19 protein-coding genes and 3 tRNA genes are annotated in these 23,595 nt (G+C 41.7%); 12 read left to right on the forward strand and 10 right to left on the reverse strand.

Translation table 11 applies throughout. The features are described 5' to 3' along the window. Positions 1-77: 77 nt before the first annotated feature. Both carB and carA read right to left on the reverse strand, forming a co-directional pair. The gene (gene carB / locus AC6CHI_RS00805; RefSeq protein WP_498119061.1) at positions 78-3,311 is read right to left on the reverse strand and encodes a carbamoyl-phosphate synthase large subunit; all 3,234 of its coding nucleotides are present in this window, start codon (positions 3,309-3,311) and stop codon (positions 78-80) included. Positions 3,312-3,326: 15 nt separating this feature from the next. Further along, a complete protein-coding gene (gene carA, locus AC6CHI_RS00810) occupies positions 3,327-4,466 on the reverse strand; it encodes a glutamine-hydrolyzing carbamoyl-phosphate synthase small subunit (RefSeq protein WP_458890928.1) in 1,140 nt (379 codons plus the stop codon). A 324-nt stretch (positions 4,467-4,790) separates the two neighbouring features. On the opposite strand from carA, the gene AC6CHI_RS00815 reads away from it, so the two are divergent. After that, the gene (locus AC6CHI_RS00815; RefSeq protein WP_498119062.1) at positions 4,791-5,252 is read left to right on the forward strand and encodes a hypothetical protein; all 462 of its coding nucleotides are present in this window, start codon (positions 4,791-4,793) and stop codon (positions 5,250-5,252) included. 64 nt (positions 5,253-5,316) lie between these two features. On the opposite strand, the gene AC6CHI_RS00820 is transcribed toward AC6CHI_RS00815, so the two are convergent. Together AC6CHI_RS00820 and yhbY are read right to left on the reverse strand one after the other, a co-directional pair. Next, positions 5,317-5,856, reverse strand: coding sequence for a DOMON-like domain-containing protein (locus tag AC6CHI_RS00820; protein ID WP_498119063.1), 540 nt, complete (start codon positions 5,854-5,856; stop codon positions 5,317-5,319). Between the two features lie 9 nt (positions 5,857-5,865). Next, positions 5,866-6,189, reverse strand: coding sequence for a ribosome assembly RNA-binding protein YhbY (yhbY, locus tag AC6CHI_RS00825; protein ID WP_458890925.1), 324 nt, complete (start codon positions 6,187-6,189; stop codon positions 5,866-5,868). Positions 6,190-6,374: 185 nt separating this feature from the next. Between yhbY and rlmE the strand changes: the two genes are divergently transcribed. From rlmE to AC6CHI_RS00850, 5 genes are all read left to right on the forward strand, one after another. After that, on the forward strand, positions 6,375-7,025 hold the full coding sequence (rlmE, locus tag AC6CHI_RS00830) for a 23S rRNA (uridine(2552)-2'-O)-methyltransferase RlmE (RefSeq protein WP_458890924.1): 651 nt from the start codon (positions 6,375-6,377) through the stop codon (positions 7,023-7,025). 136 nt (positions 7,026-7,161) lie between these two features. After that, complete coding sequence (ftsH, locus tag AC6CHI_RS00835) at positions 7,162-9,051, forward strand: ATP-dependent zinc metalloprotease FtsH (RefSeq protein WP_458890923.1); 1,890 nt, start codon at positions 7,162-7,164, stop codon at positions 9,049-9,051. A 138-nt stretch (positions 9,052-9,189) separates the two neighbouring features. Continuing rightward, positions 9,190-10,050 (forward strand): dihydropteroate synthase, encoded by an 861-nt coding sequence (gene folP / locus AC6CHI_RS00840; RefSeq protein WP_498119064.1) that lies wholly within the window; start codon positions 9,190-9,192, stop codon positions 10,048-10,050. A 128-nt stretch (positions 10,051-10,178) separates the two neighbouring features. Beyond that, positions 10,179-11,774: a vWA domain-containing protein gene (locus AC6CHI_RS00845; RefSeq protein WP_498119065.1), complete on the forward strand. Its 1,596-nt coding sequence runs from the start codon at positions 10,179-10,181 to the stop codon at positions 11,772-11,774. A 124-nt stretch (positions 11,775-11,898) separates the two neighbouring features. Next, positions 11,899-12,213, forward strand: coding sequence for a DUF5713 family protein (locus tag AC6CHI_RS00850; protein WP_458890921.1), 315 nt, complete (start codon positions 11,899-11,901; stop codon positions 12,211-12,213). Positions 12,214-12,296: 83 nt separating this feature from the next. Here the strand turns inward: AC6CHI_RS00850 and AC6CHI_RS00855 are convergent. Beyond that, positions 12,297-12,382: transfer RNA gene (locus AC6CHI_RS00855), tRNA-Leu, on the reverse strand. Between the two features lie 211 nt (positions 12,383-12,593). On the opposite strand from AC6CHI_RS00855, the gene AC6CHI_RS00860 reads away from it, so the two are divergent. After that, a complete protein-coding gene (locus AC6CHI_RS00860) occupies positions 12,594-14,372 on the forward strand; it encodes an alkaline phosphatase D family protein (protein WP_498119066.1) in 1,779 nt (592 codons plus the stop codon). Between the two features lie 56 nt (positions 14,373-14,428). Here AC6CHI_RS00860 and AC6CHI_RS00865 read toward each other — a convergent pair whose 3' ends face one another. Then, positions 14,429-15,160: a hypothetical protein gene (locus tag AC6CHI_RS00865; RefSeq protein WP_498119067.1), complete on the reverse strand. Its 732-nt coding sequence runs from the start codon at positions 15,158-15,160 to the stop codon at positions 14,429-14,431. A gap of 172 nt (positions 15,161-15,332) precedes the next feature. Here AC6CHI_RS00865 and AC6CHI_RS00870 point away from each other — a divergent pair, with 172 nt between their 5' ends. Further along, on the forward strand, positions 15,333-15,497 hold the full coding sequence (locus AC6CHI_RS00870; protein WP_458890918.1) for a hypothetical protein: 165 nt from the start codon (positions 15,333-15,335) through the stop codon (positions 15,495-15,497). 159 nt (positions 15,498-15,656) lie between these two features. Further along, positions 15,657-16,595 carry a helix-turn-helix transcriptional regulator gene (locus tag AC6CHI_RS00875; RefSeq protein ID WP_498119068.1) on the forward strand — a complete coding sequence of 313 codons (939 nt, stop codon included), beginning with the start codon at positions 15,657-15,659 and terminating at the stop codon, positions 16,593-16,595. A gap of 139 nt (positions 16,596-16,734) precedes the next feature. On the opposite strand, the gene AC6CHI_RS00880 is transcribed toward AC6CHI_RS00875, so the two are convergent. Both AC6CHI_RS00880 and AC6CHI_RS00885 read right to left on the reverse strand, forming a co-directional pair. After that, positions 16,735-16,820: transfer RNA gene (locus AC6CHI_RS00880), tRNA-Leu, on the reverse strand. 13 nt (positions 16,821-16,833) lie between these two features. Beyond that, a tRNA-Cys gene (locus AC6CHI_RS00885) sits at positions 16,834-16,907 on the reverse strand. Positions 16,908-17,059: 152 nt separating this feature from the next. Between AC6CHI_RS00885 and folD the strand changes: the two genes are divergently transcribed. Beyond that, positions 17,060-17,908, forward strand: a complete 849-nt coding sequence (gene folD / locus AC6CHI_RS00890) for a bifunctional methylenetetrahydrofolate dehydrogenase/methenyltetrahydrofolate cyclohydrolase FolD (RefSeq protein ID WP_458890916.1) — start codon at positions 17,060-17,062, stop codon at positions 17,906-17,908. A 283-nt stretch (positions 17,909-18,191) separates the two neighbouring features. Next, positions 18,192-18,860: a class I SAM-dependent methyltransferase gene (locus tag AC6CHI_RS00895; RefSeq protein ID WP_498119069.1), complete on the forward strand. Its 669-nt coding sequence runs from the start codon at positions 18,192-18,194 to the stop codon at positions 18,858-18,860. 25 nt (positions 18,861-18,885) lie between these two features. On the opposite strand, the gene AC6CHI_RS00900 is transcribed toward AC6CHI_RS00895, so the two are convergent. Beyond that, complete coding sequence (locus AC6CHI_RS00900; protein ID WP_458890914.1) at positions 18,886-19,317, reverse strand: hypothetical protein; 432 nt, start codon at positions 19,315-19,317, stop codon at positions 18,886-18,888. Positions 19,318-19,838: 521 nt separating this feature from the next. On the opposite strand from AC6CHI_RS00900, the gene glpD reads away from it, so the two are divergent. Continuing rightward, positions 19,839-21,350, forward strand: coding sequence for a glycerol-3-phosphate dehydrogenase (glpD, locus tag AC6CHI_RS00905; RefSeq protein WP_498119070.1), 1,512 nt, complete (start codon positions 19,839-19,841; stop codon positions 21,348-21,350). Between the two features lie 66 nt (positions 21,351-21,416). Here glpD and AC6CHI_RS00910 read toward each other — a convergent pair whose 3' ends face one another. Continuing rightward, on the reverse strand, positions 21,417-23,261 hold the full coding sequence (locus AC6CHI_RS00910; protein ID WP_498119071.1) for a phosphoenolpyruvate carboxykinase (GTP): 1,845 nt from the start codon (positions 23,259-23,261) through the stop codon (positions 21,417-21,419). Between the last annotated feature and the right edge of the window lie 334 nt (positions 23,262-23,595).

Raw genomic sequence — 23,595 nt, forward strand, 5'->3', positions numbered from 1 at the left:
TGGTATTAAAAAATACTGGTCAATAAAATAAAAAAAAGCCCGCCACCGATAAGGTGACGGGACTTATCGGAAACGAATTAACCTACTGTTTGTAAATCTTGCAAACGGTATACATCCATTGGTAATTGGATTCCAAATGCTTGGCAAACTGCTTCAGCACCGTTAATGGTGGTTGTGTAATACACTTTACCTTGTAACGCAGCACGACGGATCATTGCTGAGTCATACTGAGCACGTTTGCCCTCAGTGGTATTGACAATAAGGTGTATTTCACCATTTTTCAAGCGGTCTACAATGTGTGGACGGCCTTCGGTAACTTTATTTACACGTTCACACGCTAAACCTGCTTGGCTGAGTACGTCATGCGTACCACCAGTAGCCACAAGTTTGAAACCGTAAGAAACAAATTTTTTCGCAATATCAACGATGTGTTTTTTGTCAGATTCACGTACAGACAAGAATGCATGTTTTACTTCGCCTTCTGTCGGTAAACCTGGTAAGCGTTCATTTGAACCTAGCACTGCTTTGTAGAATGCTTCACCAAATGTTTTACCTACGCCCATCACTTCACCTGTAGATTTCATCTCAGGGCCAAGCATTGGATCAACGCCAGGGAATTTCGCGAACGGGAAGACAGCTTCTTTTACAGCAAAGTGAGTCGGGATAATCTCTTTCGTAAAACCTTGAGATTCTAATGACTGACCCGCCATACAACGTGCAGCAACTTTCGCTAAAGATTCGCCAATACATTTCGAAACGAAAGGAACGGTACGTGATGCACGTGGGTTCACTTCGAGTACATAAATGTCGTTGCCTTTCACTGCAAACTGAACGTTCATCAAACCAATTACGCCAAGCTCTTTGGCCATAGCCACAGTTTGGCGACGCATTTCGTCTTGAACTTCTTGTGAAAGCGAGTAAGGAGGAATCGAACATGCAGAGTCACCAGAGTGAATACCTGCTTGTTCAATGTGCTGCATGATCCCGCCAATCACCACATTTTTACCGTCAGATACGCAGTCAACATCGACTTCAGTGGCATCATCAAGGAAGTGGTCAAGCAATACAGGCGCTTCATTAGATGCTTGAACTGCTTCGCGAAGGTAGCGTTTAAGCTCATCTTCGTTGTAAACGATTTCCATCGCACGACCACCCAATACATAAGATGGACGAACAACCAGTGGGTAGCCCACTTTTGCCGCTTCAGAAATACCTTCTTCAGCAGACTTCACGATGCTGTTGTTTGGTTGACGTAATTGCAGACGTTGAATCATTTGTTGGAAACGTTCACGGTCTTCTGCACGGTCAATCGCATCTGGAGATGTACCGATAATTGGTGCACCAGCTTCTTCTAAAGCACGCGCCAATTTCAACGGAGTTTGACCGCCGTACTGAACGATAATGCCTTTAGGCTTTTCAGTACGAACGATTTCGAGTACATCTTCAAGCGTAATCGGTTCGAAGTACAAACGATCAGAAGTATCGTAGTCAGTTGACACTGTTTCAGGGTTACAGTTCACCATAATGGTTTCGTAACCGTCTTCACGCATAGCAAGAGCCGCGTGTACACAGCAATAGTCAAACTCGATCCCTTGACCAATACGGTTAGGACCACCACCAATCACCATGATCTTGTCTTTAGTTGAAGGGTTAGATTCACACTCTTCATCATAAGTTGAGTACATATAGGCTGTGTCAGATTCGAACTCAGCAGCACATGTATCTACACGTTTGTAAACTGGGGTTACACCCAAGTTCCAGCGGTGCTTACGGAATTGCTTTTGTGAAATACCCATCAAGTCCGCAATGCGAAGGTCAGATAAACCTTTGCGTTTGAACGAACGGATGTTTTCAGCTGTTAAATCACCAAAACCTAAAGTTTTGATTTCATTTTCAGTTTTGACGATGTCCTGAATTTGAATCAAGAACCATTTGTCGATTTTGGTCGCTTCAAACACTTCATCTAAAGTGAAGCCGTGACGGAACGCATCCGCAACGTACCAAATACGCTCAGGACCTGGAACGTTAAGTTCTTTTAAGATCTTATCTTTCGCGCCTTCAGCACCCAATTCGATTTTCTCATCGAATCCAGAAACGCCAACTTCAAGACCGCGAAGTGCTTTGTTTACAGATTCTTGGAAGTTACGGCCGATCGCCATCACTTCGCCCACAGATTTCATCTGAGTTGTTAATACTGGCTCAGCTTGTGGGAATTTTTCGAAGTTGAAACGTGGAATCTTAGTCACAACATAGTCAATCGAAGGTTCGAATGACGCAGGAGTTGTACCGCCAGTGATGTCATTTTTCAATTCATCAAGGGTATAACCTACAGCAAGTTTCGCTGCAATTTTTGCAATTGGGAAACCAGTTGCTTTAGAGGCTAAGGCAGACGAACGAGATACACGTGGGTTCATCTCGATGATGACCATACGTCCATCTTTCGGGTTAATACCGAATTGAACGTTAGAACCACCCGTTTCAACACCAATTTCACGCAATACTGCTAAAGAGGCATTACGCATCAATTGGTATTCTTTGTCTGTCAATGTTTGCGCAGGAGCAACGGTGATTGAGTCACCAGTGTGTACGCCCATTGGGTCAAAGTTTTCAATCGCACAGACGATGATACAGTTGTCGTTTTTGTCACGAACAACTTCCATCTCATATTCTTTCCAACCAATTAGAGATTCATCAATCAATAATTGTTTAGTTGGAGAAAGATCGAAACCACGTTCACAGATTTCGATAAATTCTTCTTTGTTATATGCAATACCGCCACCTGAACCACCCATGGTGAATGAAGGACGGATAATCACAGGGAAGCCAAAGCGTGCTTGAATTTCTAAAGCTTGTTCCATTGACTCTGCAATGTCAGCTTTTGGACATTCAAGACCAATTTTACGCATCGCGATATCGAAAAGTTTACGGTCTTCCGCTTTTTCGATAGCTTCTTTGGTTGCACCAATCAATTCAACATTGAATTTTTCTAAAATGCCATGCTCATCAAGTGCAAGGGCACAGTTCAATGCAGTTTGACCACCCATTGTCGGAAGAACTGCATCTGGGCGTTCCTTCTCAATAATGGCAGCAACAGTTTGCCAAGTAATTGGCTCAATATACGTTGCATCCGCCATTGATGGGTCGGTCATAATGGTTGCTGGGTTAGAGTTCACCAAAATAACACGGTAGCCTTCTTCGCGAAGGGCTTTACATGCTTGCGCACCTGAATAGTCAAACTCACAGGCTTGACCAATCACAATCGGACCAGCACCGATAATTAAGATGCTTTTAATATCCGTACGTTTAGGCATTATTTCGCTCCTTAATTACTTCTTAGATGCTTCAATAAGTTCGATGAAATGATCGAACAATGGGGCACAGTCATGTGGACCTGGGCTTGCTTCAGGGTGACCTTGGAAGCTGAACGCTGGCTTGTCTGTACGGTGAATCCCTTGTAGGGTACCGTCAAACAATGATTTATGCGTTGCTTTCATGTTTGCAGGTAAAGTTTCTGCTTCTACAGCAAAGCCATGGTTCTGAGAAGTAATCATCACAGTCCCATCTTCAATGTTTTGCACAGGGTGGTTTGCACCGTGATGGCCATGAGGCATTTTCACAGTTTTTGCACCTGAAGCAAGAGCAAGAATTTGGTGACCTAAACAGATACCAAATACTGGTAAATCAGTGGTATCTACGATTGTTTTTACAGCTTCAATGGCATAGTCACACGCAGCAGGGTCACCAGGACCATTCGATAAGAACACGCCATCTGGATTCAGCGCGAGTACTTTTTCTGCTGGAGTTTGTGCAGGGACCACCGTCAATTTACAACCGCGGTCTGCGAGCATACGTAAGATGTTGGTTTTGACACCGTAGTCGTACGCTACAACATGGAATTTGTGTTCAGGTTGAGTAAAGCCTTGACCAAGAACCCATGAGCCTTCAGTCCATTCAAATCCTTCAGGATCACAACATTCTTTTGCAAGGTCTAAACCATTCAAGCCGCCGAATGCACGAGCTTTTGCTAAAGCCTCTTCTTCAGTAATATTTTCGCCAGCGAGAATACAACCATTTTGCGCACCTTTGGCACGTAAAATGCGGGTTAATTTACGGGTATCGATATCTGCAATCGCAACAACATTGTGCTCTACAAGGTATTCACCTAAAGATTGTTCTGCACGGAAGTTGCTATGCAATAAAGGAAGGTCACGGATAATTAAACCGTTGGCCCACACTTTATGAATACGGCCAGACTCTGCATCTTCAGAGTTACAACCGGTATTACCAATATGCGGATAAGTTAATGTCACAAGTTGTTGTGCATAACTTGGGTCGGTCAAAATTTCTTGATAGCCAGTCATGGCTGTGTTGAAAACGACTTCACCTGTCGTACTTCCCGTTGCACCGATAGACGTACCTTTAAAGATTGTACCGTCGGCAAGGGCTAAAATGGCGGGGATGCTCAAACCAAAGCTCCTGAACTAAAACCACAAAAATAGGGCTGTAAAAAAGCGAGTAGACGAAAAAAAAGGAAGGCTATAAAAAAACCTACCCTCCCTTGTGTCTGCTCGCTTGTAACTTAACAGCGCATTATACGCATCAACACCTGAAAAGTCCACGCCAAAACTCAACAATAAAATTATAAAAGGCTTGCTTTTTTCTGAAAGTTGTTTTGTTGAGCAAATTGTAAAATGTAAGTAATTAAGAATTGTCTGACAAATCAACGTCTAAAATTTATCCATCCAAGCTAAGCTGTAACCCTTCTTAGACATAACAATAGGTAGCCCATCATGACAGTAGAAAAAAAACCAACCGAAGCCGCTGATACCTTGAAAGAAGTTGTCACGGAAAGTTCAGAAAAGCTTGAAAAAGTTGCCAAGCAAGCGAAAAAGCAGGTAGCAGAAGCTGTTACAGAAGCTGAAGAAAAGGTCGCTGAAGAAGCGAAGCAGCTGAATGCGACCGTGCAAGATCAAATTCGTCAGCTTAAAGAAGATGTAGTACAACGCATTGAAAGCCTTAAATCACAGTTAAATTTTTCACAAAAAGACATAACAGAACTTAAAGATTTTGTGAAAACAGAAGTCAATGCAGTGATTGAAGATCTAACAAAATTCGGTAAGGAGCTGAAAGATGATGTCAGTCAAATTTCAGTGAAACATAAAGACCAGTTAACCGAAACGTTTAAACGCTCTAAAGAACATACCCTTGAAGCATGGAACAAAGTTGCCAGTAAAGAAGCATCTTCAAACTAACCTATAAGATAAGTCGTCAGCAAAAAATACGTCACCGTGCTGTGCTAAACGGTGACGTATTTTTTTAGAACTGGTGTAACCAGTCGCGCTTATTGTGGAAATCTGCCTGAGGGCTGCTATGTTGCATGGCATAAAACTGTTCGCCTTGGGAGGTTTTCAAGACAGCAGTTAAACCAACAAACAAGTCAGACCATTTTAATTTATGCTGTAGCATAAATTCAGTGAAATCGAGACTAATATTCAAGCCATAATGTGTGCGTTTCAGCTGATTCAGCTCAATATCGTACGCTGCAAGTGGCGGCATATCTTCAGGGTAGCGATACTCTTCAAATTGATAGGCTTGCCAAGCTTGCGACGGTGACAGGTTAATTTCACGATAAAAGTCTTCGTGTTTAACCCCAACAAAAATTTCAAAACAGGTATCTTCCCAGAGAAAATCCTGACGCGGGTGAGCTGCAACCAAGTTCGGCCATTCAATCCATTGATTTGGATCTCGAATCCAAAAACCAACATTTAAGTTAAATGGGCTGACTTGTTCAATCGCACCCACCACAGAAATTGCCTGAAAGCGTCGGTCAAAAGCGCTCAGTTCGTAGCTAGCCATAAAGAAAGATTACTTCGATAAATGCGCGTGACGAACAAGATTAGAAAGTTTCGGGTTCTGTTGTTTGGCTTTTTTGTACAGCAATGCAATTTTACCAATGGTCTGTACAACTTCAGCACCAGTGACTTCTGCAATTTCTGCAATCACTGCAACGCGGGCTTCACGGTCTTCACCAGCGATTTTAATTTTAATCAGCTCGTGGTCGTGTAATGCACGGTTAGTTTCCTCAACGACATTTTCAGTTAAACCTTGACCACCAATCATCACAACTGGATTAAGTGCATGACCAATTTGACGTAAACGCTTGCGTTCCTGAATAGATAAAGCCGCCATGAAAGATAACCTAATTTTAAAAACGACCTAGTATAGCAAAGTTGAGTAGAAGCGGTTGAAATAATCGATCTAGTTAATTGAAAAAATCAGGCGGAATGAGTCGAATTAGATACAGATGTATACTGCAAGCACTTGGTTTTTCACGTACAATAAAAAATTAGAAGTTTTTATATACACAGAGAGTTATGGCAACACGCATTACCAATCAAAAATTATCCAAAAGTAGTCGTGCGTGGATGAGAGAACATCTAGATGATCCTTTTGTGAAAAAAGCACAGAAAGAAGGTTATCGAGCGCGTGCTGCTTACAAGTTATTGGAAATTCAAGAAAAATATAAAATTATTAAGCCCGGTATGACCGTGGTCGATTTGGGTGCTGCTCCAGGGAGCTGGTCGCAAATCGCAGGAAAGCTGGTCGGTGACAAAGGTTTAGTTATCGCATCAGATATTTTAGAAATGGATGCATTGCCTGATGTGACTTTTTTACAAGGTGACTTTCGTGAGGAAGAAGTCTTCGAAAAATTGTTAAATATTTTAAATGGTCGGGTTGTAGATGTTGTAATTTCAGATATGGCCCCCAATACATCAGGTAATAAAGCTGTAGATCAACCTCGCCAAATCTACCTTTGTGAACTTGCACTCGACTTTGCCAATAAGGTTTTAGGACCGAATGGGCAGTTTGTGGTGAAGGTTTTCCAAGGCACAGGATTTGATGAATTCCGTAAACAAGTGGTCGATAGTTTTGATGTGTTGAAGACGGCAAAGCCCGCTGCATCTCGTGCACGTTCAAAAGAGGTTTTTTTGATCGGGCAGGGCCGTAAGAAAGCTTTAAAGTAAAGTTTACTTGCCAACGCGTTAAAAATTGTGCATTTTGTACTTTTTTACATTATTGAACAGCTGGGTTTACAGCTTACATTATTAAGGTCACCCATCCTTGGGCATGATCAAATTAGATTGATATGGGAATAAAGCTTTGAGCGATCTCTTCAAGAATGCCGTGTTGTGGCTCATTATACTGGGTGTGCTGATTCTGATTTTCAGCAACATCAGTGACCGAGATAAGCCGACTGCAATGAACTATTCAGAGTTCGTTACTGCGGTGAATGCTGGTCAAATTAAGCAAGTCACAATTGATGGTGAAAGAATTAGTGGCACTAAATCAAATGGATCTGAGTTCGAAAGTATCCGTCCTGCGGTGCAAGATCCTGAATTGATGCCGAGCCTGATTAAAAACAATGTTGTCGTTGAAGGTACTGCACCACAACGTCAAGGATTGTTGATGCAACTTCTCATTGCAAGCTTCCCTGTACTTTTAATCATTTTGTTATTCATGTTCTTTATGCGCAACATGGGTGGCGGAGCAGGTGGTAAAAACGGTCCAATGAGTTTTGGTAAGTCAAAGGCGAAAATGCTTTCTGAAGACCAAATTAAAGTTACATTTACCGATGTTGCGGGCTGTGATGAAGCGAAACAAGAAGTCGTTGAAATTGTGGACTTCTTGAAAGACCCTGCGAAGTTTAAACGTCTTGGTGCAACGATTCCGAAAGGCGTCTTGATGGTCGGACCTCCAGGTACAGGTAAAACTTTACTTGCGAAAGCCATTGCAGGTGAAGCCAAGGTTCCTTTCTTCAGTATTTCAGGTTCTGATTTCGTAGAAATGTTTGTTGGTGTCGGTGCATCTCGTGTGCGTGATATGTTCGAACAAGCCAAACGCCATGCACCATGTATCATTTTCATTGATGAGATTGATGCAGTTGGTCGTCACCGTGGTTCAGGTACTGGTGGCGGTCATGATGAGCGCGAACAGACCTTGAACCAAATGTTGGTTGAAATGGACGGTTTTGAGGGTAATGAAGGCATTATCGTTATTGCTGCAACTAACCGTGCCGATGTACTGGATAAAGCCTTGCTTCGTCCGGGACGTTTTGACCGTCAAGTTATGGTAGGTCTGCCAGACATTAAAGGTCGTGAGCAAATCCTTAATGTGCATTTGAAGAAATTGCCTTCAGTAACAGGTGTGGATCTGAAAGTCCTTGCTCGTGGTACGCCTGGTTTCTCGGGTGCTCAATTAGCAAACTTAGTCAATGAGGCTGCACTTTTTGCAGCACGCCGTAACAAGAATACGGTGGATATGCATGACTTTGAAGATGCGAAAGATAAAATCTACATGGGACCAGAACGTAAATCGATGGTGCTTCGTGAAGAAGAACGTCGTGCTACGGCTTACCATGAAGCAGGTCATGCGATTGTTGCGGAAATTCTACCGGGTACCGATCCTGTGCATAAAGTTACAATTATGCCGCGTGGTTGGGCATTGGGTGTGACTTGGCAGTTGCCTGAACAAGACCAGATTAGTCACTATAAAGACAAGATGTTGAATGAACTTTCAATCTTGTTTGGTGGTCGTATCGCTGAAGAGATCTTTATTAATCAACAATCCACAGGTGCTTCGAACGACTTCGAGCGTGCAACTAAAATGGCACGTGCGATGGTCACCAAATATGGTATGTCGGACAAAATGGGCGTGATGGTTTATGAAGATGAAAACCAAAATGGTTTCTTTGGTAATGTCGGTAGCCGTACTATTTCTGAAGCAACACAACAAAAAGTTGATGAAGAAGTCCGTCGTATTCTAGATGAGCAGTACCGTGTTGCACGTGAGGTCTTGGAAAATAATAAAGACATCGCTCATGCCATGGTAAAAGCCTTGATGGAATGGGAAACCATTGATCGTGATCAGATTCGTGACATTATGGAAGGGCGTGAACCACAACCACCAAAAGTGTATGTGGCTGAAAATCCTGTGATTGATGTAACGCCAACTAATGGTCCATCAACACCACCTCCATTACCTGCAAGTTAAGCTGAATTTAAAGAGAGCCTCAATATGAGGCTCTTTTTTTTGTTTAAGGGATTGGAAAAATCAAATGAACTGAAAAGTTTTCAGCCCGCTTTTACCTTGAGTTGCTACACTAGCGAGGATTGTTTCAGGAGTACTTTTATGCAGCTCATGCCTTTACCACAGCGGATTCTAACCTGTGGTCGTTACAGTTTAGATTTATCCAAACCGCATGTGATGGGGATTTTAAATGTGACTCCGGACTCATTTAGTGATGGTGGTTTGCATAATTCAAAAGAAGCTGCTGTTACGCGTGCTTTACAGATGATCGCTGAGGGAGCGACGGTGATTGATGTAGGTGGTGAGTCTACACGTCCCGGGGCATCTGCCGTTGAGATTGAAGAAGAAATCCGTCGCGTGATTCCTGTGGTTGAAGCCTTGTCGCAATATGATGTCATTATTTCCATCGACACGTCACAGCCGGAAGTGATTCGGGCTGCGGTACAAGCTGGGGCGCATATTTGGAATGATGTTCGTGCACTAACCCGTCCGCATGCACTGACAACGGCTGCTGAATTGAATATTCCAATTATTATTATGCATATGCGTGGCGAACCCACCACGATGAATAATCTGGACCAATATCATAATGTGACGCATGATGTGATGGCTGAATTGCAACTGAGAGTGAATGATGCGCTTGCTGCAGGTGTTCGGGCCGAAAATATTATGATTGATCCTGGCTTTGGTTTCGCAAAGAATGCCAAGCAGAATTTAAAGCTATTGAATGAGTTTTGGAAACTGAGTGCTTTGGGCTATCCGATTCTATCGGCTTTATCTCGTAAGCGTTTTATTGGTGAAGCATTAGGGGGGGCAGAAGCAGCCCAGCGTGCAGTCGGTTCAGTTGCTGCGCATTTACTGAGTATTCAGCAAGGGGCAAGTCTGGTACGTGTCCATGATGTAAAAGCCATGTCTGATGCCATTAAAGTCTGGCAGGCTATGCAAGCGCCTGAGACCTTTTGAAACTTGCATAAGTCTGCACTGGCGAGGTGAGGCAATTTAGCACTAGCTATTCAGGGATGAAGCGATTGCATAAGTTATGCTGCAAGGGGACTCAAAATTAGAAAGCATCTTGAAAACTAGGATAAAGCATGAAGTTAATAATAAAACATACTGTTCCGACATTGGCTTCTCTGCTGTTGGCTGCATGTGGACAAGTTCCACCTCAGCAAATGGCAATGAGCCGAACTGCAATCGTCGGTCTGGCAATGCCTGCCCCCGCATCGATGTCAGCGGCTTATGAAAATAGAACACAGCTGATTGAAAATACAGAAAACTATCAGAAAATTGACACCAATCCTGTGCACAGTGTCACGGAACAGCCTATTTCTACCTTTAGTATTGATGTTGATACCGGTAGTTATAGCAATGTCAGGCGTTTTCTGACCCAAGCGAGCCAACTGCCGCCAGTAGATGCGGTAAGGGTTGAAGAAATGCTGAATTACTTTAGCTATCACTATTCTAATCCAACAGGGCAGCATCCATTTTCGGTGAATACTGAAGTGGTGAATTCACCGTGGCAGCCGAATGCGAAAATTATCAGAATTGGGATGAAAGCCAAAGACTTAGAACTAAAACAGTTGCCGCCGGCAAATTTGGTCTTTTTGGTCGATGTTTCGGGCAGTATGGATGCTGAAAATAAACTCCCTTTGGTCAAGAAAACTTTGACCTTGTTGACCGAGCAGTTGCGTTCACAAGATAAAGTAACCATCGTGACTTATGCCAGTGGTGAAGACTTGGCTTTGGCAGCCACTGGTGGTGCAGAAAAAGATAAAATCTTAAGCGTGATACATCGCTTGAAGGCTGGTGGTGCAACCTCAGGGGAGCGCGCGATTCAATTGGCTTATGAGCAAGCACAAAAGTCCTATATTCAAGGTGGCATCAACCGTATTCTGATTGCAACCGATGGAGATTTTAATGTTGGCATCACTGACTTTGAAACATTAAAAGGTATGATCGCAGAAAAGCGAAAATCGGGGATCTCTTTTTCCACCTTCGGCTTTGGCACAGGAAATTATGATGAGCAGTTGATGGAACAATTGGCGGATGCAGGAGATGGTAACTATAGTTATATCGACAATGAACGTGAAGCCAAAAAGGTATTACAGCGACAATTGAGTTCGACATTGGCAACGGTTGCACAAGATGTCAAAATTCAAGTTGAATTTAATCCTGCGACAGTCAAAGAATATCGGTTATTGGGCTATGAAAATCGTGTGTTGAATAATGAAGATTTTAACAATGATCGCGTAGATGCCGGGGATATTGGTGCAGGGCATAGCGTTACTGCCTTATATGAAATTATTCCTGTCGGGCAAAAAGGTTGGCTCAATGATTCACGTTATCAGCCTAAACCTGTAGGCGCATTGAATCATCAGCAAGAATATGCCTATGTGAATGTTCGCTATAAGCAACCGCAGCACAGTCAAAGTCTATTGCTGAGTCAAGCTGTGCCAGCACAAAGCCTATCACTCGCTCAGGCATCTACAGATACGCGTTTCGCGATAGCGGTTGCAGCTTATGCCCAGCAATTACGCGGTGGACAATATAATGCCCAAATGCAATGGGATGACATCTTGAAATTAGCACAAAGTGCGGCCCAACCAGATGAATTTGGTTTACGTGCAGAATTTGTTGATTTGGTCAAAACAGCGAAAAGTCTGAGTGCTAAGCCAGTTCAACCATAATTGAGGCTATGTAGAATATGCTTAGATTTAAATGGGTTATTGCTGCATAGCCCATTTTAGATTTGGTATTTTAAAATCTTTATGCTATACAGGCTCGCGTTTATTAGTAGTTTTGAGTTGCTGTATGTTTGCAGATTTACTTCTCCCCATGTTTGATGATGACTATTACCCAGATGTATTGGTGGCTGAAGTCCAGCAATACATTGTGCAATTTGCGAAAAAGGTGGCAAAACTCAAAGATGGCTCAGCAGATATTTACCGTTTAGCCAATGAGGCAGTCTTAGCAATTAATGAAATGAAACCACAATTTGAAGATTTGGATTCGTCTTTAGATGATACGGCTGCAGATTATATTGCTGAAGCGATGATGATGGTGGTGCAAGAACACGGTCATTTTGATGTCGAAATGGAAGAGCTGATTGCAAATCGAGAGTGGTAACACTCTCTTTTTTTTATTTATTTTAGGCATAAAAAAACCAGCTTTCGCTGGATTTTTATTGCACCATTTCAATTAGTATAAAATGGTGCCCGGGGCCGGACTCGAACCGGCACGCTTTGAGGGCGGGGGATTTTAAATCCCCTGTGTCTACCTATTTCACCACCCGGGCATGTGCGCAATAATAGAGGAGGAAATTATTCTTTGCAAGACTATTTGCTTACATTTGCTTTATTTTCATTCAATTCATAGGTTTATGGTTAAAAAATCATAGTTTATGCAGAGTGTGGCATATATCTTGTCATCATATGTTCATGCAATTGAGATCATCATTAAATATTGTTGTCTTATTTTTTAACTCACGTTAGAAGTGGATTAAAAAAATGACAAATACCTTAACGCGCCGTGAACTTATTCAAAAAACATTCGCAGGTTTGGGTGCGCTTTCTTTACCAATTTCACTGACCGCTTGCGGGGATGATGACAATTCATCTTCAGGAGTGAGTGTGGCATTTGTGCATGGTGTTGCCAGTGGTGATCCTTTGCAGGATCGAGTGATTTTATGGACACGAGTGACCCCGAATGACCTGCAGGCGCGTTTGGATATTGTTTGGGAAGTGGCGTTAGATCAAGCATTTACCCAAATTATTTTAACGGGAAAAGTACAAACCAGTTTGGCACAAGATTTTACGGTCAAAGTCGATGCAATCGGTTTGCAAGCGCAGCAGCGTTACTATTATCGTTTTCGCTTCGGACAAATCAGTTCTCCGATTGGTCAAACCAAAACCTTGCCTTTAAATGCTAAGGCGGTGAAATTTGCCGTTTGCTCATGCTCGAATTACCCAGCGGGATATTTTTATGTATACCGTGAAATGGCCAAACAAGATGTGGATGTGGTCCTGCATTTAGGTGACTATATTTATGAGTATGGTCAAGACGGTTACGCAACAGAAGACGCTGAGAAATTAGGGCGGATGCTAGCAGTTGAGAATAGTCAGGAAATCATCACGCTAGATGATTATCGTCAGCGCTATGCGCTGTATCGTAGCGATGCAGATTTGCAAAGTGTGCATCAGCGTCATCCTTTTATTGTGATTTGGGATGATCATGAGTTGGCGAATGATACTTGGCTCGACGGTGCAGAAAACCATACGGAAGCAACAGCACAAGCGCAAAATGAAGGCAAGTTCTCTGAGCGTAAACTGGCCGCTTTACAAGCTTATTTTGAATGGATGCCGATTCGACCAGTGACCGAAGATGATCACCTACATATTTACCGACAGTTTAATTTTGGTTCTTTGGTACAGTTGACCATGTTGGATACGCGCATCATTGCACGCGATCAGCAGTTGGATTATGCCAATTATATGACGGCACAAGGCTTAAACACGGTACAATTTCAGGCCGATCTTGTTGCCCAAGACCGAACGTTATTGGGATATGAACAACGCGATTGGTTATTGCAAAAATTAATACAAAGCCAAGCCACTTGGAATGTGCTGGGACAGCAGATTCTCATGTCAAAAATGTTGATTCCTGCCGAGCTGTTGTTGTCATTAGCTGCGATAAGCAGTGGAGCAGTAACGGCTGAAACTTTAACGAATATGCATGCTCAAATTACACAGTTGGTGCAAATTAAGCTGCGAATGCAAGCAGGTGATCCTAGTCTCACAGAATTAGAAAAGGCGAGGGTCACTACAGTGGCACCGTATAATTTGGATGCATGGGATGGTTATTATTATGAGCGAGAAGTGCTTTATTCAACCCTTAAAGCGCTGAATAAGAAAGTCGTGGTCTTGGCTGGTGATACGCATAATGCATGGTATTCAGAGTTGTATACGCAGGATCAAGCTTTTGTTGGAGTTGAGCTGGCAACCAGTTCGGTTTCTTCACCGGGTTTGGAAAAATACCTTAATATTCCTTTGGAGCAGTTACAGCAATTTGAAAATGCATTTAAGCTCTTAATTGATGAATTGTCTTATTGTAATTTAAATCAGCGTGGATTTTTGGTGGTGAGTTTCACTGAGCAAGAGATGCAGTCTGACTGGATTTTTGTTAATACGATTAAAGAAAAAACCTATGTGGTCGATCAAGAGCGCAGTTATCGCTTGTTATTCAACTCACAATTGCAGCAATTGGAAGTATTACCGCAATCAGCATGAGTCACGGCATTAAAAAAACTGGGTAAATCCCAGTTTTTTTAATGTTTAGAGTTGGATTACATTAGGCTATCTAAATAATTTTCTAAATCTTGATATTTATGCGTTTGACATAACTGTTGTTCCATGTGCATGGATTTTAAATGTAACGTTTGAAAATGCTGAAGTTTTTTTAGTCTTTGTTGGTATTTTGGCGTATTTTTAGTAGAAAACTTTAAAATGATTTTTAGTTTAAGTGTTTGTTTATATGTCCAAAAATTAAAACGACGCAATTCTTGTAGATAATACAGTCCAACATGGGTCGCACTATTACGGAATAGATTTTCTTTATAAAATTTGACAAAGCCAAATCCCATAGCGAAGAAAAATAATACGATTTGTAGAAAAGTACTTTCAATAAACGAAATATTGAGTGCTTGTAAAATAATTAAAACCGCAATTTTAATTGGCGCATGCTGTTGTTGCTCATAGCAGGAGCTGGAACTATGTTTCATTTGTTTGAGTACGCACGGAACATACAGCATATACAGCAGCATAAAACCTAATACAGCAATACCATGGGCTTGAAAGTGGCTAAAGTGAGGAAAGTGCTGTTCAATTAAAGCACCTAAACTCAAGGATAAGGATACAAAAATCATAATGGCTAAAATCCAAGGAATAAATTCTTTGATTTCATCCATTAAGCCTTTGGTTTTGAGCATGCCATAAAAGACAAAATTACGCTTAAATGCAGAAGGATATTGAATTTGCAATGGCTTTAAAAAGAGTGCTGCCTGCTTATCACTGACCATAAAAATAAGTACTTAAGAGTTGCCACATTATAAATCAAAAAAACAATTCTGCGTCAAACTTGATTAAAACCAACCAATTTAGTAGAAAAATTTTACCATTTAGTTAAATCGTGACACCACCTGACCACTTAATAGCATATTTTACAAAAACTGTGATCAGTTGGAGGGTTTTATGAGAATTATCGCAGGACCATTACATTATCCGCATATTAATAATGCACAAAAAAGAATGATTTTAGGGTTTATCCGTAAGGAATTAAGAACGCAAAAATTCCATCATTTTTATTATTCTTTGATCCATTTGGAGCAATATAAAGCACGATTAAGCGTTAAATAGAGAAGGGGGTATTTATAAAATATTTTTAAAATATATTTTCATTTATGGCTAAATACGGTATTGATAAATGAAAGAGAGATAAAGTACAGAGAATCTGTACTGACTAAATGTGTTGTATCTATAACTTTATAATAATGAATTGGTTTTGAGGGTGTTGCTATGGAGCGTAAAACTGCTCCGCACGAGCGATTGGCTGAACGCTTGGCAAGCATTTTGACTAAGCTGAATAATGGTCAAAAATTAAATGCCAAGACATTGGCGCAAGAATTTTCAGTCAGCTCACGGACAATTGTGCGTGATTTTGATCGTTTAAGTATTCATTTACCGTTGATACATGATCCAGTGTCAAAGCAATATTATCTGAAACAGCACGATCTAAGTCGCATTAGACCGCAGGATGTACAGAATTTTGCTGAACTATCAGGTATTGGTGAATTATTTCCGAGTTTAGAACCTCCTTTTTTAAAGGAATTGCTGGGGGATAATGCGCAAAAAATCTATATGGCGAAAGGTTATAGTTTCGAAGATTCAACTCAGTTTATTGCCTTGTTTGAATGCTTTTCTAAAGCAATTCAAGCACAGCGTGAAGTCGAATTTTATTATCGTCAAGAATATCGTCTGGTACAGCCTTATCGCTTAATTCATCATTTTGGCAGTTGGTATTTGGCTGCTGTACATGATAATAAACTTAAAGCTTTTCGTTTAGGGCGGATTCAATTGCGCAGTCAAAGCGCTGAGCTGGCTGTTTTTAAGCACAAGCCTGAAATTTTACAACAGCTTGAGCAGGAGCAGAGTATTTGGTTTGGTGAAGAAACACAGGTGGTGCATTTATTGGTAGATGCTGAGGCGGCTTCATTTTTTAAATTTAAAAAACAATTTCCCCAACAGACCATTTTAAAAGAAATGGAAAATGGCGATTTATATTTGTCTATCTCTATTACCCATCCAATGCAATTGCTACCATTTGTTCGCTATTGGATTCCTTATGTGCAGATTTTGGCACCAGAGCATTTAAAGCAGAAATTTTTCTTAGAACTGAAATCATATATGCAGCAACAACCCGATCATTCCTATATCGGTAACCAGTATATTTTGTAATTTTATGGATGCATCGCTAGCTATTTTTCAAATTTTGCTTGATCCACCGTGCTGTGATTGAGCAATTTTCTGAATTTTAGACATAAAAAAACCAGCTTTCGCTGGATTCTTTATTACACCATTTTAAGAAGTATTAAAATGGTGCCCGGGGCCGGACTCGAACCGGCACGCTTTGAGGGCGGGGGATTTTAAATCCCCTGTGTCTACCTATTTCACCACCCGGGCGTTTTAACAAGATTGGAGGCGGAGGTCGGAATCGAACCGGCGTACACGGAGTTGCAGTCCGCTGCATGACCACTCTGCCACCCCGCCATGTCTTGTTGATGCACATATTAGCAACCTTTAAAAAAATTACAATACTTTAAATGGCGCATATGCACATAAAACCATCATATAGAATAAAATTGCCTAAATAATCATGTATGATTTGCAAAATTGATTCATATCTACCTTGGAGATGTGCTGTGGCATTAATTTTAGATGGTCGTGCGTTGGCAAAACAAATCGAAACTGACTTGTTAACACGTGTTGAAGCGTTGAAAGCAAAATCAGGTCGTACCCCAATTTTGGCAACGATTTTAGTCGGTGACGATGGTGCATCAGCGACTTATGTACGTATGAAGGGTAATGCCTGTCGTCGCGTCGGTATGGATTCATTAAAAGTTGAGTTGCCTAAGGAAACTACAACTGAACAATTGTTGGCTGAAATTGAAAAATTAAATGCCAATCCGGATGTTCACGGTATTTTGTTGCAGCATCCAGTGCCTGAGCAAATTGATGAGCGTGCTTGCTTTGATGCCATTTCTTTAGAAAAAGATGTCGATGGTGTGACATGCCTAGGTTTTGGTCGTATGGCGATGGGTGAAGCAGCCTACGGTTCAGCAACTCCAGCAGGGATTATGACCATCCTGAAAGAAAACAACATTGAAATTACAGGTAAGCATGCCGTAGTGGTGGGTCGTTCTGCGATTTTAGGTAAACCAATGGCTGCAATGTTGTTGGAAGCAAATGCAACGGTAACGATTTGCCATTCACGCACTCAAAACCTTTCTGAGTTTGTTAAACAAGCCGATATTATTGTGGGTGCGGTAGGGAAAGCTGAGCTGATTCAAAAAGACTGGATTAAGCCAGGTGCTGTTGTGGTTGATGCTGGCTTCCATCCACGTGATGGTGGTGGTGTTGGTGATATCCAATTGGTGGGTATCGAAGAGATTGCATCTGCGTATACGCCTGTACCAGGTGGTGTAGGTCCAATGACCATCACAACATTAATTCGTCAAACAGTTGAAGCGGCTGAGAAAGCTTTAGGCTAATACTTTAAGTATGCTTCTAAAAAGCTGTATAGCATAAAACTATACAGCTTTTTTTTATGTGAAATCGCTACAGATGATGTCTATTGAGTTGAATCGAATGGGGGGCTTTCGATGATTTGTACTTTCTAGTTTTGAGGCTTTCCAGTCAGCCGTCTGTGCCTTATGATCGCCATATTTGTGGACTGTCACGTTATCTCATATATCCATTGTAGTATTTGACGGTACGCTAACAGTTTGCTGTGGCATAAATGCGCGATATAAGGTCCAAAGGTTTAGAAATTTAATGAATGATACTTCTCAAATGATCAATGCCCCAACTCATTTATTGGATGCCTTGCATGAAGTTATTCCTCAAGCTGAGTTGGTCGCACAGCAACTTCCGGAAACACCAATTTCACTGTGGTTAATTCCTCCTGTATTTCCTACTGACCGTTTGGATGATGAGGTGATTCGCCGAATATGGAATGAAACACCGTATTGGATCTTTTGTTGGGCTTCGGGGTTGGCAATGGCACAGTGGCTATTGGCAGAGCCACAGCATGTAAAAGACAAAGTGGTATTGGATTTTGGTGCGGGTTCAGGCGTGGTCGCGATTGCTGCGAAAATGGCCGGTGCAAAGCGAGTCATTTGCTGTGATATTGATTCTGTCAGTTTGGCTGCATGTCGTGAAAATGCAGCACTCAATCAGGTTGAACTCGAATATTTGGATGATTTGTATCAATCAGAGCAAGTTGATGTATTGTTAGCAGCTGATGTCTTATATGATCAATGTAACCGTTTTTTCTTAGATGAATTCTTAAAGTTTTCCCCCGAAGTTTGGGTCGCTGATAGCCGAGTGAAAAATTTTAGTCATGTAAAATATATGAAAATTGATGAGCGCAGTGCAACGACATGGCCTGATCTGGATGAAGCAAAAGAGTTTCGTAATGTGAGTTTTTATAAGACGCTATAATGGCTATAGCGCCTTATGCTCAAACTTAAGAGCAAGTATAGCGTACGATACGTAAGGTGCTTGGACGCGCCTCTAGAGCTTGACGTGTGGCATAGTCTTCGCTGCTATGCAGGTCTGGGGTATTGCTTAGCCCGATAGAGGTACGCGAGTTGCCGATTTGACGGCCATAGCTATCTGAAGGAGCAGCAGCAGGATTAGCGATCTCGTTGATACTTAAAATTTGCAGTGTATAAGTCTTATTGCTCCCTAATACTTTTTGGCACGCACGTTGTAGTTTTTTTTCATCCAAATCTTGATTTTGACGACCAGCCAGCGAATAGGCGAGGGTTGCTGAGTTTGTGGTCTGGCTTTCTACACGGTAACCCACTTGACCATTATATTGCTGAGGCGTGCTTTGGCAGGCTGCTAGTCCAAAAGCGATAAAACTGAGCCCTAAAAATTGAACTGTTTTTTTCATGTCGAAAGTCCGTGTTTTATTCTTGGGCACAGTATGCCATAAGCCAATTGAAATAACGATGGACTACATGCAAAACCCTGCTGCTTTCCATAAGATGGTTTGCTGAACGGTCTTTATTTGATTTAACCTGAGTTCTAAGCACCATAGTATTGGCTTCGTTTGAAGTGGAGAGCATTCGGATGGAAGAACTTGAAAGCTGTGGTAAGTCTGATTTTTTAAACTATTGTATATTAATAAAAAATAAAAACATCTAGGTGTAAGCAAGGGGGGTTATCTCTCGCTAGATTAGAGATGGGAGGAAATTATAGTGAAAATGCATCAATCAAGTAATGGTTTACAGCAAGGAATGTTGTGACCAGTCACGTGATTGGTTGATCAAATGCGGATGGGGCTTGGTGCAGGTGTTTGACAACTGGTTAGACAATATTCCCATCATGCTGGATGTTTTCTGCTAGGATTTAAGAAAGAATTTAAAAACACAATAAAAGTTGCTTGAAAGCACATAAAAGAGGAGCCTGAACATGGATCAACATCATATGTATGACCTTGTAGTCATTGGTGGCGGTATCAATGGGGCGGGCATTGCAGCAGATGCTGCGGGTCGGGGATTATCAGTTTTATTATGTGAAAAAGATGATTTGGCTAGCCACACGTCTTCAGCAAGTAGCAAATTAATTCATGGTGGTTTGCGCTATTTGGAACATAAAGAATTTCGTTTGGTGCGTGAGGCTTTGGCCGAACGTGAAGTCCTGATGGCAAAAGCCCCTCATCTAATACGTGCCATGCGCTTTATTATGCCGCACCGTCCACATTTACGTCCTGCGTGGCTTATTCGTACTGGCTTATTCTTTTATGATCATCTAGGTAAGCGAGAAAAACTGGCTGCGTCTGCAGTTGTGGATTTTGATACAACAAGCAGCGTGTTTAAACCTGAAATTGTTAAAGGTTTTGAATATTCAGATTGTGCTGTTGATGATGCGCGTTTGGTGATTGCCAATATTATGCAGGCACATGAATATGGTGCAACAATACAAACCCATACGCGTTGTTTGGGGGCAGAGGTAGATGATCAGGGATGGATGGTACAACTACAAAATAAGCAAAGCACTTATACGGTTCGTGCCAAAGTGCTGGTGAATGCGGCAGGCCCATGGGTGACACAGTTTATTCAACAGAATTTGAAGCAAAAAGCTGCTTATAACATTCGTTTGATTCAGGGTAGTCATATTATTGTGCCGAAGATCTATGCGGGGGAGAAAGCCTTTATTCTACAAAATGATGATCAACGCATTGTTTTTGCTATCCCTTATTTAGATCAGTACACCCTAATTGGTACAACTGATCAGCGTTATATGGGTAATCCTGATCAAGTTGAAATTACGGACAGTGAAATTGATTATTTGTTGCATGTCATGAATCTGCACTTTAAGCAGCAGCTGAGTCGAGCGGATATTGTGAGTACTTACTCGGGTGTACGACCATTATGTGATGATGAGTCAGATAACCCATCGGCCATGACCCGAGATTACACTTTGGTATTGTCGCGGCAGCAACAGGCTCCCTTGCTTTCTGTATATGGCGGAAAATTGACGACCTACCGTAAATTGGCTGAGTCTGCCATGCATCAACTTAAGCCTTTCTTTACCAAACTGAAACCGAATTGGACTGCCAAAGCTTTATTACCGGGTGCTGAAAACTTTTTTGATGCAGAAGCTTTAAAGCATGAACTACAACACGCTGTTGCGGAACTGCCTGAGTCACTGGCGGAACGCTGGGTACACACTTATGGTTCTCGTACTTGGAATATGTTGGCCGGATGCACAAGTTTGTTCGCTTTAGGGCAAAATTTTGGTTGTGATCTTTATCAGCAAGAAGTGGATTATTTGGTCGCACATGAATGGGCGATGAGCAGTGAGGATATATTAAAACGACGCACCAAACTGTATTTGAAATTCGACCAAGACCAGATCGCTCAATTGGATGAATATCTAGTGGGATTACATAAGCGACGTGCGCAGGAAAAGGCAGCATAGTTGAAAGTGGAAATGATGAAATTAAAAAAAAGGTCGCTTACGCGACCTTTTTAATTTTTAGCTGAATTAAGCAGATTGCTTAATTGCTGCTTTAACCGCAGCTAAAAGTTCATTTTGACGAGCTTTAAGTGCTGCTGGTAAGCGATCACCTAATTGATTAAACAATTCAGTGTGGCTTTCAATTTCTTTGATCCATTGATCTTTATCTTGAGAAGTTACAAGATCAAACTGTTCTTTGGTAAAGTCAGAACCAGTCCAGTTTAACTGTTCGTAAGTTGGGACTAGGCCAATTGGTGTTTCAACCGCGCTTGCACGACCTTCACAACGATCAATGATCCACTCAAGCACACGCATGTTTTGACCGAAACCAGGCCATACGAAGTTACCTTCAGCATCACGACGGAACCAGTTTACATTGTAGATGCCAGGAAGTTTGTTGCCTGCAGCTTTTGCTTTTGCTTCAACTTCTTCACCAAGCTCTAACCAGTGAGAGAAGTAGTCAGCCATGTTGTAGCCAGCAAACGGAAGCATCGCAAATGGGTCACGACGAACGATACCTTGTTGACCAACAGCAGCAGCAGTTGTTTCAGAACCCATTGTTGCAGCTTTGTACACGCCATCAACCCAGTCAAATGCTTCTGAGATTAAAGGCACAGTGTCTGCACGACGACCACCGAAGATGAACGCCGAAATTGGAACACCTGCTGGATTTTCCCAGTCAGCGTCAATCGAAGGACATTGACCCGCAGCAACTGTGAAGCGCGCATTTGGATGAGCCGCTTTTTCAGCACCAGTATGTGGTTGACCTTTCCAGTTAGTCAGGTTTGCAGGCGCTTCTTTAGAAAGACCTTCCCACCAAACTTCGCCATTATCTGTAACTGCAACGTTGGTGTAGATCACGTCTTTATGCAGCGTTGCCATACAGTTCGGGTTAGTTTTGGTATTGGTACCAGGAGCAACACCGAAGAAACCAGCTTCAGGGTTAATTGCATATAAGCGACCATCTTCACCTGGTTTAATCCAAGCAATATCGTCACCTACAGTTTCAATTTTCCAGCCCTCGTAGCCTGCTGGTGGAATGAGCATTGCAAAGTTGGTTTTACCACAAGCAGATGGGAATGCCGCTGCGATGTAGTGTTTTTCACCTTGAGGATTCGTTACACCAAGGATCAGCATGTGTTCAGCTAACCAACCTTGTTCACGGCCCATTGCAGATGCAATACGGAGTGCTAAGCATTTTTTACCCAATAATGCGTTGCCGCCGTAGCCAGAACCATATGACCAAATTTCACGAGTTTCTGGATAATGTACGATGTATTTTTCAGGGTTGCATGGCCATGCAACGTCTTTTTGACCTTCTGCAAGCGGAGCACCAACAGTGTGTACGCAAGGGATGTATTCACCATCGGTACCAAGAACGTCATAAACGGCTTTACCCATACGTGCCATTTTAGACATGCTTACAGCAACGTAAGGAGAGTCTGTTAATTCAATACCGATGTGTGCAATGTGGCTGCCCAAAGGACCCATAGAGAAAGGAACAACGTACATTGTACGACCTTGCATAGCACCGTCAAATAAACCATTTAAACGAGCGCGCATTTCTGCAGGAGCTTCCCAGTTGTTTGTCGCACCAGCATCTTCTTCTTTTTCAGAACAGATATATGTACGACCTTCAACACGAGCAACGTCAGAAGGGTCAGAATTTGCAAGATAAGAACCAGGGTGTTTTTCTTGGTTTAAAGCTTGCATAGTGCCGTTAGCGATCATCAAGTCGATAAGACGTTGATATTCTTCTTCGCTACCGTCACACCATTCAATCTTTGCTGGTTTGGTTAATTTCGCAATTTCTTCAACCCATGCAATAAGCTTAGGGTGACGAACGAATTCTGGTGCGTTCACTTGGGTCATGGTGAGGCCTATCTTAAAAGTGTACAAATTTTGCACAAAGTACAATCTAAGTAATCAGGTTACCTAGATGAAAGTAAAAAAAAGTGGCAGTATTAAAGCACAAAACGATGAAAAAAATAAGACACCCCTATGTGCTTGTAGATATTGAAAATTTGTATTGGACTTTATTTTTTATTTTTAAAAACAGTAGCTTATGTTTTAATTTTAATGGGTTTGCTTTTATTTATTTTGTTTATGAATATCATTTATTTTAATTATATCCTTTATTTACAATAACTTATAATGTTGTTTTTTGTGAGAATTATTATTGATTTAATAAATGGTGGTAATTTGA

The organism is Acinetobacter sp. GQ146 (assembly GCF_059758585.1).